We start from the raw sequence: 14438 nt of genomic DNA, 5'->3' as shown, positions 1-14438 counted from the left end.
CATAGGCACGCATGTTCGAGCGCGCTAGTGCGCATCGTGCACCGCGCGGCTGTCCTTCGGCGCCTGCTCGCGGTCGGTCATGCTGTAGTCCCTGACGACGCTGGCGATGCGCAGATGATAGTCCGCAAAGATCTGCGCCCTGCCCTTGGCCTGGGTGCGGCGGTGCTCCATGGTGTTGCGCCAGGCCTGCACGGCGGCCTCGTCCCGCCAGAACGACACCGAGAGGATCTTGCCCTTCTCGGTCAGGCTCTCGAAACGCTCGACCGAGATGAAGCCGTCGATGGTTTGCAGCAGCGGCTTGAGATCGGCGGCGAGGTCGAAATAGTCCTGGCGGTGTTCCGGCTTGGGCCAGACCTCGAAGATCACGGCGATCATAGGCTTCTCCTTCTTGTTGGAGGCCTACAATACCACCTTGCGCAAGAAGGTGCGCTCTTCCGCGAGGATGAATTTGTGCTCCTCGGCGTAGTTGAAATTCGCCATGCCTTCCGCATCCTGCCGCAGCCGGGCGCGATAGGCCTCGTAGGCGGCAAGACTCTCGAAGGTGATCAGCGCAGACGCGATGTTGTTGGTGCCCTCATGCGGCATGAAATAGCCGATCAGGTCGCCGCCGCATTTCGGAATGATGGTGAGCCAGCGCTTCGAATACTCCTCGAACTGCGCGCGCTTGAACGGATCGAGCTGGTAGCGGATGAAGACGGTGACGGACATGGTGGGCTCCTGAATTTTCGTCGCGAGAAGCGCAAGCGACGCCGTCGCCGCTGAAGCATCTGGATTGCTTCGCTTCGCTCGCAATGACGTGTTTGCAGCAACACGCTACGCCCTTGCCCGACCACAATGCTTCGGCTACCATCGAAGCATGAAATCAGGACCCGACATTGCCATGGTCGCTGCGCTGGTCGGCGATCCCGCCCGCGCCAACATGCTCACGGCGCTGATGAACGGCCGCGCGCTCACCGCGAGCGAGCTCGCGCAGGAGGCCGGCATCACGCCGCAGACCGCGAGCTCGCATCTGTCGAAGCTCGAGGCCGGCGGACTGGTCGAGCCGGAGAAGCAGGGCCGGCACCGCTACTACCGCCTCACCGACGACGACGTCGCCGGCGTGCTCGAAGGCCTTGCCGGCCTTGCGGCGCGCACCGGCCACATGCGCGTCCGCACCGGGCCGAAGGACCCCGCGCTGCGGCGCGCGCGGATCTGCTACGACCATCTCGCCGGCGATCTCGGCGTGCAGATGCTCGACACCATGCGCGAGCGCAACCTGGTCCGGCAGAAGAAGCAGGACATCGAGCTGACGACCGAGGGCGAGCGCTTTCTCGCCAAGCATCTGCAGATCTCGTCCGAAATGCTCGCCCACCCCCGCCGGCCCGTCTGCAAGGCCTGCCTCGACTGGAGCGAGCGGCGCCACCATCTCGCCGGCACGCTGGGCGCCGCCATGATGCAGCGTTTCGCCGAGCTGAAATGGGCGGCGCGCGATGCCACCCCGGGCAGCCGCGTGGTGAACTTCACCCGCACCGGCGAGAAGCAGTTCGCGGCGCTGTTCGGGAACGGCAAGGATTGATCACGCGAGACGCGTGACGACACACAATCGCGTGTGAACTCTCGCCGTCGTCATGGCCGGGCTTGACCCGGCCATCCACGTCTTTATTGCCGCTGGCACGTGGATGCCCGGGACAGGCCCGGGCATGACGGAGACCTTCATGAACCGCATTCTCCCGGCTGCTCTCGCTGCCGCCCTCTTCGCTATCCCGCTTGCATCCCGCGCCGCCGACACGCCCCAACGCGAACCCTACGGCATCGCGCTCGAAGGTTTTGCCTATCCCTATCCCGTGCACCTGCTGCCCGTGGTCAACGACGGCGAGCAGCTCAGCATGGCCTACATGGACGTCGCCCCCCAGCAGCCGAACGGCCGGACCGTGGTGCTGCTGCACGGGCGCAATTTTCCGTCGAGCTACTGGGCGCCCGTCATCAAGATGCTGAGCGAGGCCGGCTACCGCGTCGTGGTGCCGGACCAGATCGGCTTCGGCAAATCCTCCAAGCCCGCGGGCGAGCTGCATTTCGACAATCTGGCGCGCAACACCATCGCGCTGCTCGACCATCTCAAGATCGACAAGGCCGAGGTCGTCGCGCACTCGCTCGGCGGCATGCTCGGCGTGCGCATCGCGCGCGCCTATCCCGATCGCGTCTCACATCTTGTCCTGACGGCCCCCATTGGCCTCGAGGACTACCGCCTCTACGTGCCGCCGACGCCGACCGAGAAGATCGTCGAGTCCGAGGACAAGCTCACCCCGGACGGCTATCGCAAGCAGCTCCAGACCAATTACGCGATCAAGCTGCCGCCGGAGGCGATCACGCCTTTCATCGACGCCCGCTTCAACATCAAGGGCAGCCCGGATTATCCGCGCTGGCTGCGTGCCTTCGTCTCGTCCGGCCAGATGATCTATCGCGAGCCGGTGGCGCACGAGATCCCGCTGATCGCGCTGCCGACGCTGTTCATCATGGGCGCCGACGACCACAACGCGCCGGGCCGGCCGCTCGCGCCCGAGGCGCTGCGCGCAAAGATGGGGCAGAACGCCGAGCTCGCCAAGCAACTCGCCGCGAAGATGCCGAACGCGCGCGCCGAGGTGGTCCCGGATACCGGGCATCTCGTCTTCCTGGAGGCACCGGAGAAGTACAAGGAGCTGGTGCTGGGCTTTCTCGGCCGCTGAGGCGCGATGAGACCTGGGCGGACGATCATCGCGCTTCAGGTTCTTGTTTACGCATGACCTTTCCGGAAAGCCGCGCTGCGGTTTTCCGGATCGTGCTTTGGCGACATCTGGATGTCGCCTGAGGCAGGATGCGGGAAGCGTTCATGCCGCATTCAGGTCATGATTGGCAGGTTTGGATCGCGACGTGTCGGCACGTCCTCCCCAGATTTAACGTGTCGAATCGTGTCTTTTGATTCATTGTGCGCCGCAAGCGCCGAGCCCTAACGACTTGCCCTGAAGACTTTCCCCCCAAACAATCTGCCCCAAGGACGAGAAGGAAGATCAAATGAAATATCTCTTTGCCGCCGTCATGCTCGCGAGCGCCGTCGTCGGTTTCAGCGAGGCGGCCAGCGCCGCCGGCGGCTGCGGCCCCGGCTGGTACCGTGGCCCCTATGGCGGCTGCCGTCCGATGGCCGGGCGTCCGCCGGTTGTCGTCGTGGCCCCGGCCCCCGCGCCCGTTGTCGTGGTGCGCCCGCGCGTGTGCCCCTACGGCTTCCGCTGGTACGCCGGCCGCTGCCGCCCGATCTGATCTCGTCTTTCCGCATTGCAAGATGGCCGCGCAGGTTCAGCCTGCGCGGCCATTTTCTTTTGCGGGCCTCCGAGTGGCTCGTCGGCGATAGTYACAAATCGAAACGGGGACCGCGAAGCGCGATCCCCGTTCCCACGCTCGACGGCCGAGCGCTTACCAGTGGCGGCGATGCCAGCGCCGGCGATGCCAGCCCCAATGACGGCGGCGCCAGCCCCAGTGGCGATGGTGGCCATGCCAGTGCACCTGCTCGGGCTTGAGCTGCGCGGCTTCATCGCTGGTGGTGACGGCAGGATGGGCGTCGGGATTGCCTTCGGGCATCCGGTTCGGACCGCCAAGCGGCTGCGGTGACAGCGGCGCAGCCTGCGCGGCGGTGGTGAGCGCGGCAGCTCCCGCCGCAACACCCAATGCAAGTTTCAAAAAGTTCCGACGCTCCATGACATCTCCTCTGGAATATCGCGCAAGTGATGCAGAGGAAGTGTCGCGGTCACGACATGAACCGAAGCTGAATCGCGCGTTCAGGTTCGCTCGGAGTTGCTGTAGCCCGGATGGAGCGCTGCGTAATCCGGGAAACTGTCGTTGTGGACGCACCGCCCCGGATTGCGCTCCGCTCCATCCGCGGGCTACGAACTGTGTCGTTACGCCCCGAACTGCTGGGCCAGCACCAGCGTCTCGCGCGTGCGCTTCACCTCGGGCCAGTCGCGTTGGAAATCGGCGACGAGCTGTTTCAGCGCATCGCCCTTCAGCATGGCCGTAAGCTTTGCCTCGTCATCGAACTGATACATGGCCTGGTGCAGCGAGGGATCGTCCAGGCTCCAGAACCGCCAGGCTTTGCTCACGCCGAATGCCTTCACCGCATCCGGCACGTGCTCGGTCTCGTACCATTTGTCGAAGGCGGCGCGCTTGCTCGCATCGGTGACAGTGGCGCGGACGACGAAGAATGCGGCGGGCATCGGATTTCCTCCTGTTGTTTGGCAGCCATCATAACCGATGGCCGGCACCAAACCCACCCGCCTGCTCATCCCCGGGATGCGCGATCAGACCGCCGGCCTTTGCGCCCCTCGCTGCGTTGCGAATGTCTGCAAGGTGTCCGGCACGAGGCGCTCGGAGAAGCCCGCAATGAACCCCCAGACCAACGCCTTGGCATAGTCCTTCGGTTCGTTGGGAACATAATTGGCGATGACGTCGACGAAGGAGCCGCACTCACCCTTGCACTTGATCGACGGAAACAGGCCGCCCTGAAGGAACTCGCCCGCGAAGGACACGTAGAGTACGAGCGCCGCGATGCCGCCGACCACGGGCGCTATCAGGGAAAAGACCAGCAGATAGAACGCACCAAGCTGACTGACCGTCGGCGATATCACCGCATCCGCCAGTTGCTCGATCCTGTAGAGCCGTGTCAACGCGCTGAAGAACGCGCCCAACATGCCCACCAGCACGACGAGCAGCAGAAGCGGCGGCTGGAAGCTGCCCTTGAACAGATAAGCAAGCAGCAGCGATGCAAGCATCCCGCCGCCAAGCAGCAGCGCTCCACCAAACTGGTAGATCAGCATGAACTTGTAGGTTCGCAGGAGCGCCCGATCGATCTCCCGCGGCGCGGCGACGACCGGCGGTGTCGGAGGCGGCGGAGGCGGAGGCGGAGTCAGCGGGGCTGGGTCCTGCGCCGTCTGTACGACGGGGGGCGTCGCTGCTTCGTTGGCGGGATCAGTATTGGCGGGCCTCTCCGCGTCCTGCGGAGTCTCGTCGGTGGGTGTCATATCGGCCTCGATTGAAATATGAAAAATAATAACCCTAAGGTAGTACAGTCGCGCGATAGCTGAAACAGGAATCTTGCAGCCCGATGGACACCGATCGGCTCATGAGCCGTATGCCGGGCCGGCGTATCGGCTAGGGCCACCGCGTGCTATGGATTGGGACAACAACAACAACCTACGCGACGGGGCCTCGCGCCTCGCGCGATCACGGGGAAGGAACGCCCATGCGCAGGATCATCTCGGGTCTCATCGCGATCGCCTGCCTGTGGCCCGCGGCCTCGTCCGCCGAAATCGTCCGCTTCGACATCCTCGCACGCGAGCCCGCCTTTGCCGGCCGCAGCTTCGGCAATGTCGGCACCTATGAGCGGATCACCGCGCGCGCGACCTTCGCGCTCAACCCGTCGGACGACCGCAATGCCGTGATCACTGATCTCGCGCTCGCACCGCGCGGCGCCGACGGCAAGGTCGAGGCCACCGCCGATGTCGTGATCCTCAGGCCCAGCGATCCCGCACACAGCAACGGCACGCTGCTGCTCGAGGTGCCTAATCGCGGCCGCAAGCTGGCGCCGCAACTGTTCGACGATTCCGCCCAGCCCGGCGCCAACAACGCCGACAAGGCCGAGGATGCCGGCATCGGCTTCCTGCACCGCCAGGGCTTTACGATGGTCTGGGTCGGTTGGCAGGGCGACATCCCCTCCAAGCCCGGCCAGATGGCGCTCACCGCACCGGTGCTGAAGAGCGTCACCGGCCCGGCGCGCGAGGAGTTCGTGTTCGACAACACGACCAATCCCACACGCGCGACGCTGACATGGCCGGCGGCGGATGCGGCCAACCTCACCGTCACCGTGCGCGCGGCCTGGGCCGATCCGCGGCAGACGCCACCGGGTCTCTCCGCGAAGATCATCGATCCCAATACGGTCGAGATCACCCGGCCCGACGGTTTCGATGCCGGCGCGCTCTACGAGGTCACCTACACCGCGCGCGATCCGGTGCCGCTCGGCATGGGCTATGCCGCCGTGCGCGACGTCGTCAGCTTCCTGCGTCGCGACGAGACGCCGGCAAACCCGCTGTTGAACGGATTGCATCCCTCGGTGAGCCGCGCCATCGGCTTCGGCGTCTCGCAGTCCGGCCGCTTCCTGCGCGACTTCCTCTATCTCGGCTTCAACGAGGATTTGTCGGGCCGCACCGTGTTCGACGGCTTGATGCCGCATGTCGCGGGCACAAGGCGCATGGCAACCAACGTCCGCTTCGGCCAGCCCGGCCGCAATCCGCGCCATCTGCAGGATCCGGCGTGGCAGGCCGACCTGTTCCCGTTCACCTACGCGACGTTGAGCGATCCCTATTCCGGCAAGACCGACGGCCTGCTGCGACGCTGTTCGCTCTCGGCCACCTGCCCCAGGATCATGCAGACCGACAGCGAGCACGAATGGTGGGCCTCGCACGCCTCGCTGCTGGTCACCGATCTCGCCGGCAACCATCTCGACCTCCCCGACAACGTCCGCGCCTACATGATCTCCGGCACGCCGCATTTCGCCGAAGCCGCCGACGTGATGAAGAAGGGTTTGCCGGCGATGTCGCTGCCGCAGAACCCGATGCATGCCGGCATGCCGATGCGCGCGCTGCTCACCGACCTCAACGCCTGGATCAGCGACGGCACCAGGCCGCCGGCAAGCCGGATCCCCATGCGCGCCCACGGCACGCTCGTGCCGACGCAAGGCGCCGTGCCCTCGGACATTCCCGGCCTGCCCTACGCCGGCATCCATACGCTGGCTGCCTTCTCCGACCAGAGCGTGCTGCCGCCGAAGGAGATCGGCCGCTATCCCGTGTTCGTGCCGAAGGCGGACACCGACGGCATGGCCATCGCAGGCATCCGCCAGCTTGCCTTGGCGGTGCCCCGCGCGACCTACACCGCCTGGAATCCGCGCGCGCAGGGCTTTGGCCCGACCGCGCTCTATCCCCTGCAAGGCGCCGTGGTGCCCTTCGCCCCGACGGAAGCCGCACGGAAGGAAGTGCACGATCCCCGGCTGTCGATCGCGGAGCGCTACGCGGATGACGGCGCCTATGTCGCGGCGGTGAAGCGCGAGGCGGCACGGCAGGTGGCGGAACGGTTGCTGCTGCCGGAGGATGCCGAGCGTGCGGTGGAAGCAGCGAAGCAAGGCAGGCTGGCGAAGCTGGGGCAGTAAGGAGGCCACGCTGCCGTAGGGTGGGCAAAGCGCAAGCGTGCCCACCACCTGTCCGGCGGATCAAAAGAGCGTGGGCACGGCGCAAGCGCGCCTTTGCCCACCCTACGGACTCTGCCAAACTGACGGAGTTACCGCTTTCATACGAACTCAATTTATTCAGGAGAGTGCTTTGCACAGATGGCGACGATTGGCGCGTGCGTTGCCCGCGCTTGGATTTCTCATCATGTCCTGCAGCCTGGCTGCACAACCAGCCCATGCCGACGGCTCGGTCTCGTCCCTGCATATGGGCTACGGCGCCGCGACGCCTGCCGAGTTCGATCGATTCCTGGCGGTGATCGCGCAGTACAACGCGTCAGGCGAACGCTTCCGCATCGACAGCCACTGTCAATCCGCCTGCACCATGTTCCTTTCGATCCGCAATGTCTGCGTCACATCAGGCGCGACCTTGTTGTTTCATGCGGGCGGCTCCATGAGAAAGGGCATCATCAGCCCGTCGCGCACGCAGCAAATGGCGAGCACCTACAACGCCGCCTTGCGCCAGTACGTCACCGACAATCATTTCATGGACACCTTCGCCTTTCATTCGATTTCGGGAGGCGAGATCGTCAAGCGCTTCGGCTACCCGGCGTGCCGGTGAGGCCATAGGCCTGTAGGATGGGTAGAGCGAAGCGAAACCCATCGTCTCGCCGAGCAAGGACATGATGGGTTTCGCTTCGCTCTACCCATCCTACGAAAATTCGTTCTCCCGTGTCGGAACGCGCGTCGTCCATCCGTCCTATGCCTAGGACAGCACGGAGACACCCTATGCCCGACCTCACCTTGACGACCTTCGACTGGGTTCCCCCGCCCCCGCGCGGCCTCGTGCGGGACCTCCGCGTGCGCTGGGCGCTCGAAGAGGCCGGCCTGCCGTACCGCGTTGATAGCGTGCCGTTCGGCGACCGGAGCGCGGCGCATCTGGCGCACCAGCCGTTCGGCCAGGTGCCGTGGCTGACCGACGGCGACCTCTCCATCTTCGAGAGCGGCGCGATCCTGCTGCATCTCGGCGAGCTCAGCGCGAAGCTGATGCCGCCGGATCCGCGCGGCCGCAGCGAGGCGACGAAATGGCTGTTCGCGGCGCTCAATTCGGTGGAGATGGCGAGCCTGCCCTGGTCCATGTTCAAGTTCACCGGCAGCGACGACGGTTCACCGGCCGTGAAGTTCGTCGACGGCTTCCTGAAACTCCGCCTCAAGCATCTCGAGCCGGTGCTGGCCGACCGCGAATGGCTGGCGGGCTCCTTCTCCGTCGCCGACATCCTGATGGCCGACGTGCTGCGCCCCGTCGATCGCTACGACGGCCTGGCGGACAGCCCCGCCTGCCGCGCCTATCTCGCGCGCGCCACGGGTCGTCCGGCGTTTGCGAAGGCTCACGCGGATCAGATGGCGCATTTCGCTGCGGCCGATAAGGCGCGCGAGAACTCGTAGGGTGGGTTAGCCCTGCGGCTGCGCGAAGCGCAGTCCGCCGGGCGTAACCCACCAATTCTGTCGCCGCTGATAGAAAAGAGGTGGGTTACGCTGACGCTAACCCACCCTACGCAGGTGGACGCACGCGTCACACCAGCTTCAAGGGCGCGTCTGCAACCAATCGCAGGTCGATGCTGCTGATCAACGCAGCGCGCCGCGCCTCCGCAGCACCGATCGCTTCATCCGTCTGCCGCAGCGTGCTGATGTTCGAGCCGAGCGACACGATCCCGCCCAGCACAAGCGCGATCGATCCGAGCGCCGCGGTCTGACCGGTCCCCAACAAACCAAGAATGGTGATCAACAGCAAAGCGGTCCCGCCGCCGATGGCGATCTTGGACGCCAGGATATACTTCCGGCATCGTTCGGCGATCTCGGCGAGAGCCTCGATCCGGTCTTCGATGTCGGAGATTTCGTCGGTCGGATCGTCTTCGGTCATTGTTGGGCAAGCTCGAGCGCGAGTTCTAGTTTACGACGATCTGGCTTTGTCATGCGCCTGTGGGCGTCCAAGTACTCTTTGACGCTGCTCTTCTCGAAGACAATCTCCGTACTGCTCGCATCGCGCGGAAGCTCAACATAGACGATGGTCGTCCCGTCGACGAGAATATCGTATAGTTCCTCGTATTGTTCCGGAATATGGCGGACGATGTAGATATTCCGGGTGATCGACTGCAGACGCTGCCTAAGCAGCGATAGCAACCTCCGTGAGGCCGGCGCCGATAGCAGGCGCTCGCGTCCTGCTTCCAGCTCCCCGATCATCTGCTTTTCCGACCGACGGCGCGGCGTCACTGCGCTTCCCTGCTTCCACCCGTAGCCCGCATGAGCGAAGCGACATGCGGGACCTGGGCAAAGACCCGGATGTCGCTTTCGCTCATCCGGGCTACGTCCATCTCACAACGGCAAATTGTCGTGCTTCTTCGCCGGCGCCTCGACCTTCTTGTCCTTCAGCATCGCCAGCGCCCGCGCGATGCGCTTCCTGGTCGAGTGCGGCATGATGACGTCGTCGATATAGCCGCGCTCGGCGGCGATGAACGGTGACAGGAAGCGGTCTTCGTATTCCTTGGTGCGCGCGGCGATCTTGTCGGGGTCGCCGATGTCCGAGCGGAAGATGATCTCGACCGCGCCCTTGGCGCCCATCACCGCGATCTGGGCGGTCGGCCAGGCGTAGTTCATGTCGGCGCCGATCTCCTTGGAGGCCATGACGTCGAAGGCGCCGCCATAGGCCTTGCGGGTGATGATGGTCACCAGCGGCACGGTGCACTGCGAATAGGCGAACAGCAGCTTCGCGCCGTGCTTGATCAGGCCGCCATATTCCTGCGCGGTGCCCGGCAGGAAGCCCGGCACGTCCACGAAGGTGACGATCGGGATATTGAAGGCGTCGCAGAAGCGGACGAAGCGAGCCGCTTTGCGCGAGGCATCGCTGTCGAGCACGCCGGCGAGCACCATCGGCTGGTTGGCGACGAAGCCGACGGTGCGGCCCGCGATGCGGCCGAAGCCGGTGACGATGTTCTTGGCGAACATGTCGGCGATCTCGAAGAAGTCGCCCTCGTCCACGACCTTCAGGATCAGCTCCTTCATGTCGTAGGGCTTGTTCGGATTGTCCGGGATCAAGGTGTCGAGCGACATGTCGACCCGGCCGATGTCGTCGAAGCTCGGCCATTCCGGCACGCCATCGGTGTTGTTGGACGGCAGGAAGTCGATCAGGCGCCGCATCTGCAAGAGCGTCTCGACGTCGTTCTCGAAGGCGCCGTCGGCGATTGAGGAGCGCGTGGCGTGCACCGAGGCGCCGCCGAGTTCTTCCGCCGTGACGACCTCGTTGGTCACGGTCTTCACCACGTCGGGGCCGGTGACGAACATGTAGCTGGTGTTCTTCACCATGAAGATGAAGTCGGTCATGGCAGGCGAATAGACGTCGCCGCCGGCGCAGGGGCCCATGATGACGGAGATCTGCGGGATCACGCCCGAGGCCAGCACGTTGCGGCGGAACACGTAGGAATAGCCGGCGAGCGCGGCGACGCCCTCCTGGATGCGCGCGCCGCCCGCGTCATAGAGGCCGATGATGGGCGCCCGCGCCTTCATCGCCATATCCTGCAGTTTTGTGATTTTCAGCGCGTGGGTCTCGGACAGCGAGCCGCCGAACACCGTGAAGTCCTTGGCAAAGACAAAAGTCTTGCGGCCATTCACCGTGCCCCAGCCGGTGACGACGCCGTCGCCGGGGATCTTGTTCTTCTCCATGCCGAACTCGGTGGAGCGGTGCTCGACGAACATGTCGAACTCCTCGAACGATCCCTTGTCGAGCAGCAGCTCGATGCGCTCGCGTGCGGTCAGCTTGCCGCGGGCGTGCTGCGCCTCGATGCGCTTCTCCCCGCCGCCGAGCTTTGCGCCGGCACGACGATCTTCAAGGGCGTCCAGGATGTGTTTCATTTGCTCCCGCCAGTATTTAACTAAGCCACGCTTGCCGGGGGTTCTAACACGGCATTTTGCGGACCGGGAAGCGGCTTTCGGCGCCGCAGGGCTGCCCTGCCGCAGCGTGAAAGCGCAAGGAATTACAAAGTTTTGTCCGGGAGACGAGCATGACTGAAGGAACAGCCGAGACGGGTGCGGCAACTGGCGGCGTCAACATCCTGCTGCGGCTGGAGGGCCTGACCCTGTTCGCCGGCATGGTGATGCTGTACGCGGCCTGGGACGGCTCCTGGCTGGTGTTCGCCCTGCTGTTCTTCGTGCCCGATTTGAGCTTCCTGGCATACCTGTCCGACGTCAAATTCGGCGCCCTCGTCTACAACGCCGCCCACAGCTACATGGCGCCGGTGGCGCTGCTGACCCTGGGTTTCGGCCTCGCCTCGCCCCTCACCCTGTCCATCGCCTTGATCTGGCTCGCCCATATCGGCATCGACCGGGCGCTCGGCTACGGCCTGAAATATTCCGCGGGGTTCGGCTTCACCCATCTCGGCCGGATCGGGCGGCAGAAGGACGCGTGATTTGACGGCCCGGCCGGTTGACCCCGCGGCCCGATTCAGGCTTGCTTCAAGGCCTTGCGATCAGGCGCCGAGTGTTGCGTGAGCCCAGTCGGTACGGCGGCTGTCATGATGCCCTGGCTCCAGCAACACCATGTCCGCGACGGTCGTCCCACTGCCGCTGAACCCATCGTCCGAAACCATCGACTTCCTGCGGCGCATGGCCAGCATGGTGTCGGGGCGCAACGGCGAGATGCTGCTGCGCGCGGCCAGCCTGATCGAGCAGTTCGGCCATCGGGCGATGTCGGCCGAGCGGCTCTACCATCAGACGCAGGAAGAGAGCATGCGCAGCACCGAGCTGCGCGTGGCCGCCGAGCTCGCCTCCGACGCCATGGTCGGCCAGATCGAGGCGCTGCGCAGCCAGCTTGCCGAGGTCACCGCAGCGGCCGCCGCCGAGCGCGCGGCCTTCGATGCCGAGCGCACCAAGCTGCTCGGGCTGATGCAGCACGCTGAAAGCCACATCGGCAAGCTCACGAGCGAGCTGGACGCCTTGCGCGCCTCCGTCGACAGCTTCAACGAGACCATAGTGTCCGTGCCGATCGAGGTGCTGCGGCTGGCGCGGACGCAGTTCGACTATCTCTCCAGCGGCTTTGCCCGAAGCGGCGACGTGATCTCGCAGGCGATGAGCGAGATCGGCGGCTTCGCCATCGACCAGGCGCTGACCGCGAAGAAGACGGCCGACAAGGGCTAATCGCATATGCGCATCCACAAGAGGTCGTCATGGCCGGGCTTGTCCCGGGCATCCACGTTTTGTGCTGCTGAATAAGATCGTGGATGGCCGGGACAAGCCCGGCCATGACGCCGTGGAGGCTCAGCGGCCCGCGACAAATTGACAGCGCGCAGGTCCGTTGGTCTACTCCCCCAAAATCATAAGGGAGGATCCGATGCCGACGGCATTCCGCGTCGCTGCAACGCTCATTGCGCTCTGCGCGTCCACCGCGCTTGCCAATGCGCAGGCGCTGCCGAAGGAAGTCGCCACCCGCGCCGAGATCTATCCGATCCCCTCGCTCACCCTCTCCGACCAGCAGTTCCTCAGCGGCGACGCGGCCGCCGCCAAGCCGGTGACGGTTGCCGGCGAATTCCGCGTTGCCCAAGGCAGCGGCAAGCTGCCCGTCGTGGTGCTGATGCATGGCTCCAGCGGCGTCGGCGCCACCACGGAAGCCTGGGTGCACGCCTTCAACGCCATGGGCATCTCGACCTTCGTGATCGACGGTTTCACCGGCCGCGGGCTGACGGTGGTGGGACCGAACCAGGCCCTGCTCGGCCGGCTCAATCTGATCGTCGACATCTACCGCTCGCTGGAGATCCTGGCGAAGCATCCGCGCGTCGACCCTGACCGCATCGTGCTGATGGGATTTTCGCGCGGCGGCCAGGCGACGCTCTATGCAAGCCTCGATCGCTTCAACAAGCTCTGGAACAAGTCCGGCGTCCAGTTCGCCGCGTACATCCCGTTCTACCCGGATTGCTCGACGACGTATCAGGGCGACGGCGACGTCGCCGCGCGCCCGATCCGCATCTTCCACGGCACGCCCGACGACTACAATCCGGTCAAGAGCTGCAAGGCCTTCGTCGAGCGGCTCAAGGCCGCCGGCCGCGACGTGGTGCTAACCGAATACCCCGACAGCGCACACGGCTTCGACAGCGGCCTGCTCGGCGTCAACACCGTTGCGGTCTCCGCCAACGCGCAGACCGTGCGCAACTGCAAGATCAGGGAGGGCGACGGCGGCGTCTTGATGAACGGCGACACCAACGCGCCGTTCACCTACAAGGATGCCTGCGTCGAGCTCAATCCGCATGTCGGCGGCAATCCGACCACCGCCGCGGAGTCGCGCAAGGCGGTGGAGGAGTTCCTGCAGGCGCTGTTCAAGCTGGGATAGGCCCGACTGCCGTAGGGTGGGCAAAGGCGCACGGCGCCGTGCCCACGCTCTCTCTCCGTCAACCGCAATTCGTGGGCACGCTTCGCTTTGCCCACCCTACGGCACCGCAATTCTGCCGCGGGTTTCTCATGCCGCTTACGGCTCGCCCGGCCTGAACGGCTCCTGCTTGTCCGGCGGCACCGTCTCTTCCGCCATCGCCAGCAGCATCGCGACCATCACATAGTTGCCGGCGACCGCGGTGAGATCGACGATCTGCTGATCGCTGAACACCTTCTTCGCCCGCGCATAGGTCTCGTCGGAGACCTTCTTAGTCGTGGTGATCTCGGTGACGAAGTCGTAGACCACCGCCTCGTCGTCGGCCATCTTCGACGGCCGCTTGTTGGCTTTCAGCTCCGCGATGATGTCGGGAGAGAGGCCCGCCTTCGCCGCGAGCGGCGCGTGCGCGAACCATTCCACCTGCGAGCGCCATTGCCGCCCGATGATCAGGATCGCGAACTCGTTGAGCTTGGTCGGGACCGAGGTCTCCCAGCGCAGATAATAGAACAGGTCGAACAGGCGCTGGCCGAGCACGGGGCTGCGGATCATGGGATTGTAGGGCCCGCCGATGCCGACGCTCGACACCTTCATGATCTGCTCACCGAGCGGCTTCTGCTTGGCGTCGAGCTGGTCCATGGTGAGCTGCGGAAAGCGCGGCTCCTTGCTGGTAGCGGGGCCGGCGAACATCGTGGCGGCGAGCCAGCCGCCCGCAGCGGCAAGCGTGAGCGACGACAGCCAGAGCGGCGTTGAGTTCATTTATTGTCCTCCCGGTTTTTCTTTGTTGGCCGGAAGGATGCTAGTCGAGCGGCA

The 14438-nt window shown here is 65.1% G+C and carries 18 protein-coding genes; 9 read left to right on the top strand and 9 right to left on the bottom strand.

Annotation, left to right across the window (positions count from 1 at the left end):
* Window positions 1-24 precede the first annotated feature (24 nt).
* Both A7X65_RS02695 and A7X65_RS02690 read right to left on the bottom strand, forming a co-directional pair.
* The gene (locus A7X65_RS02695) at window positions 25-375 is read right to left on the bottom strand and encodes an antibiotic biosynthesis monooxygenase family protein (protein WP_063682794.1); all 351 of its coding nucleotides are present in this window, start codon (window positions 373-375) and stop codon (window positions 25-27) included.
* A 24-nt stretch (window positions 376-399) separates the two neighbouring features.
* The gene (locus tag A7X65_RS02690) at window positions 400-708 is read right to left on the bottom strand and encodes an NIPSNAP family protein (RefSeq protein WP_063682793.1); all 309 of its coding nucleotides are present in this window, start codon (window positions 706-708) and stop codon (window positions 400-402) included.
* A 148-nt stretch (window positions 709-856) separates the two neighbouring features.
* On the opposite strand from A7X65_RS02690, the gene A7X65_RS02685 reads away from it, so the two are divergent.
* The 3 genes from A7X65_RS02685 to A7X65_RS02675 all read left to right on the top strand — a co-directional run bounded on the left by A7X65_RS02685 (window position 857) and on the right by A7X65_RS02675 (window position 3270).
* Window positions 857-1555 (top strand): ArsR/SmtB family transcription factor, encoded by a 699-nt coding sequence (locus A7X65_RS02685; RefSeq protein WP_063682792.1) that lies wholly within the window; start codon window positions 857-859, stop codon window positions 1553-1555.
* Window positions 1556-1694: 139 nt separating this feature from the next.
* On the top strand, window positions 1695-2702 hold the full coding sequence (locus A7X65_RS02680) for an alpha/beta fold hydrolase (RefSeq protein ID WP_063684767.1): 1008 nt from the start codon (window positions 1695-1697) through the stop codon (window positions 2700-2702).
* A 325-nt stretch (window positions 2703-3027) separates the two neighbouring features.
* A complete protein-coding gene (locus A7X65_RS02675; RefSeq protein WP_063682791.1) occupies window positions 3028-3270 on the top strand; it encodes a GCG_CRPN prefix-to-repeats domain-containing protein in 243 nt (80 codons plus the stop codon).
* Window positions 3271-3423: 153 nt separating this feature from the next.
* On the opposite strand, the gene A7X65_RS02670 is transcribed toward A7X65_RS02675, so the two are convergent.
* The 3 genes from A7X65_RS02670 to A7X65_RS02660 form a co-directional block, all read right to left on the bottom strand.
* Window positions 3424-3705, bottom strand: coding sequence for a twin-arginine translocation signal domain-containing protein (locus tag A7X65_RS02670; RefSeq protein ID WP_063682790.1), 282 nt, complete (start codon window positions 3703-3705; stop codon window positions 3424-3426).
* A gap of 200 nt (window positions 3706-3905) precedes the next feature.
* Window positions 3906-4220, bottom strand: coding sequence for a hypothetical protein (locus A7X65_RS02665; RefSeq protein ID WP_063682789.1), 315 nt, complete (start codon window positions 4218-4220; stop codon window positions 3906-3908).
* An 84-nt stretch (window positions 4221-4304) separates the two neighbouring features.
* Window positions 4305-4820 (bottom strand): hypothetical protein, encoded by a 516-nt coding sequence (locus A7X65_RS02660; protein WP_063682788.1) that lies wholly within the window; start codon window positions 4818-4820, stop codon window positions 4305-4307.
* 425 nt (window positions 4821-5245) lie between these two features.
* Between A7X65_RS02660 and A7X65_RS02655 the strand changes: the two genes are divergently transcribed.
* From A7X65_RS02655 to A7X65_RS02645, 3 genes are all read left to right on the top strand, one after another.
* Window positions 5246-7204, top strand: coding sequence for an alpha/beta hydrolase domain-containing protein (locus tag A7X65_RS02655; protein WP_063682787.1), 1959 nt, complete (start codon window positions 5246-5248; stop codon window positions 7202-7204).
* A gap of 187 nt (window positions 7205-7391) precedes the next feature.
* Complete coding sequence (locus tag A7X65_RS02650) at window positions 7392-7841, top strand: hypothetical protein (protein ID WP_145660326.1); 450 nt, start codon at window positions 7392-7394, stop codon at window positions 7839-7841.
* 167 nt (window positions 7842-8008) lie between these two features.
* The gene (locus A7X65_RS02645) at window positions 8009-8665 is read left to right on the top strand and encodes a glutathione S-transferase family protein (protein WP_063682785.1); all 657 of its coding nucleotides are present in this window, start codon (window positions 8009-8011) and stop codon (window positions 8663-8665) included.
* Between the two features lie 127 nt (window positions 8666-8792).
* On the opposite strand, the gene A7X65_RS02640 is transcribed toward A7X65_RS02645, so the two are convergent.
* The 3 genes from A7X65_RS02640 to A7X65_RS02630 all read right to left on the bottom strand — a co-directional run bounded on the left by A7X65_RS02640 (window position 8793) and on the right by A7X65_RS02630 (window position 11125).
* Complete coding sequence (locus A7X65_RS02640; protein WP_063682784.1) at window positions 8793-9140, bottom strand: hypothetical protein; 348 nt, start codon at window positions 9138-9140, stop codon at window positions 8793-8795.
* Window positions 9137-9460 (bottom strand): hypothetical protein, encoded by a 324-nt coding sequence (locus tag A7X65_RS02635; RefSeq protein ID WP_063682783.1) that lies wholly within the window; start codon window positions 9458-9460, stop codon window positions 9137-9139. The genes A7X65_RS02640 and A7X65_RS02635 overlap by 4 nt, the downstream gene beginning before the upstream one ends.
* A 132-nt stretch (window positions 9461-9592) precedes the next feature.
* Window positions 9593-11125, bottom strand: coding sequence for an acyl-CoA carboxylase subunit beta (locus A7X65_RS02630; RefSeq protein WP_063682782.1), 1533 nt, complete (start codon window positions 11123-11125; stop codon window positions 9593-9595).
* A 149-nt stretch (window positions 11126-11274) separates the two neighbouring features.
* Between A7X65_RS02630 and A7X65_RS02625 the strand changes: the two genes are divergently transcribed.
* The 3 genes from A7X65_RS02625 to A7X65_RS02615 all read left to right on the top strand — a co-directional run bounded on the left by A7X65_RS02625 (window position 11275) and on the right by A7X65_RS02615 (window position 13592).
* Window positions 11275-11679 (top strand): DUF4260 domain-containing protein, encoded by a 405-nt coding sequence (locus A7X65_RS02625; protein ID WP_063682781.1) that lies wholly within the window; start codon window positions 11275-11277, stop codon window positions 11677-11679.
* A gap of 130 nt (window positions 11680-11809) precedes the next feature.
* Window positions 11810-12406 carry a hypothetical protein gene (locus A7X65_RS02620; protein ID WP_063682780.1) on the top strand — a complete coding sequence of 199 codons (597 nt, stop codon included), beginning with the start codon at window positions 11810-11812 and terminating at the stop codon, window positions 12404-12406.
* Window positions 12407-12599: 193 nt separating this feature from the next.
* Window positions 12600-13592, top strand: a complete 993-nt coding sequence (locus tag A7X65_RS02615; protein WP_063682779.1) for a dienelactone hydrolase family protein — start codon at window positions 12600-12602, stop codon at window positions 13590-13592.
* Window positions 13593-13727: 135 nt separating this feature from the next.
* Here A7X65_RS02615 and A7X65_RS02610 read toward each other — a convergent pair whose 3' ends face one another.
* On the bottom strand, window positions 13728-14384 hold the full coding sequence (locus tag A7X65_RS02610) for a carboxymuconolactone decarboxylase family protein (protein ID WP_063682778.1): 657 nt from the start codon (window positions 14382-14384) through the stop codon (window positions 13728-13730).
* Between the last annotated feature and the right edge of the window lie 54 nt (window positions 14385-14438).

The organism is Bradyrhizobium stylosanthis (genome assembly GCF_001641335.1).
GTDB classification, from domain to species: domain Bacteria; phylum Pseudomonadota; class Alphaproteobacteria; order Rhizobiales; family Xanthobacteraceae; genus Bradyrhizobium; species Bradyrhizobium stylosanthis.
This window is presented reverse-complemented; position numbering and strand designations above follow the sequence as displayed.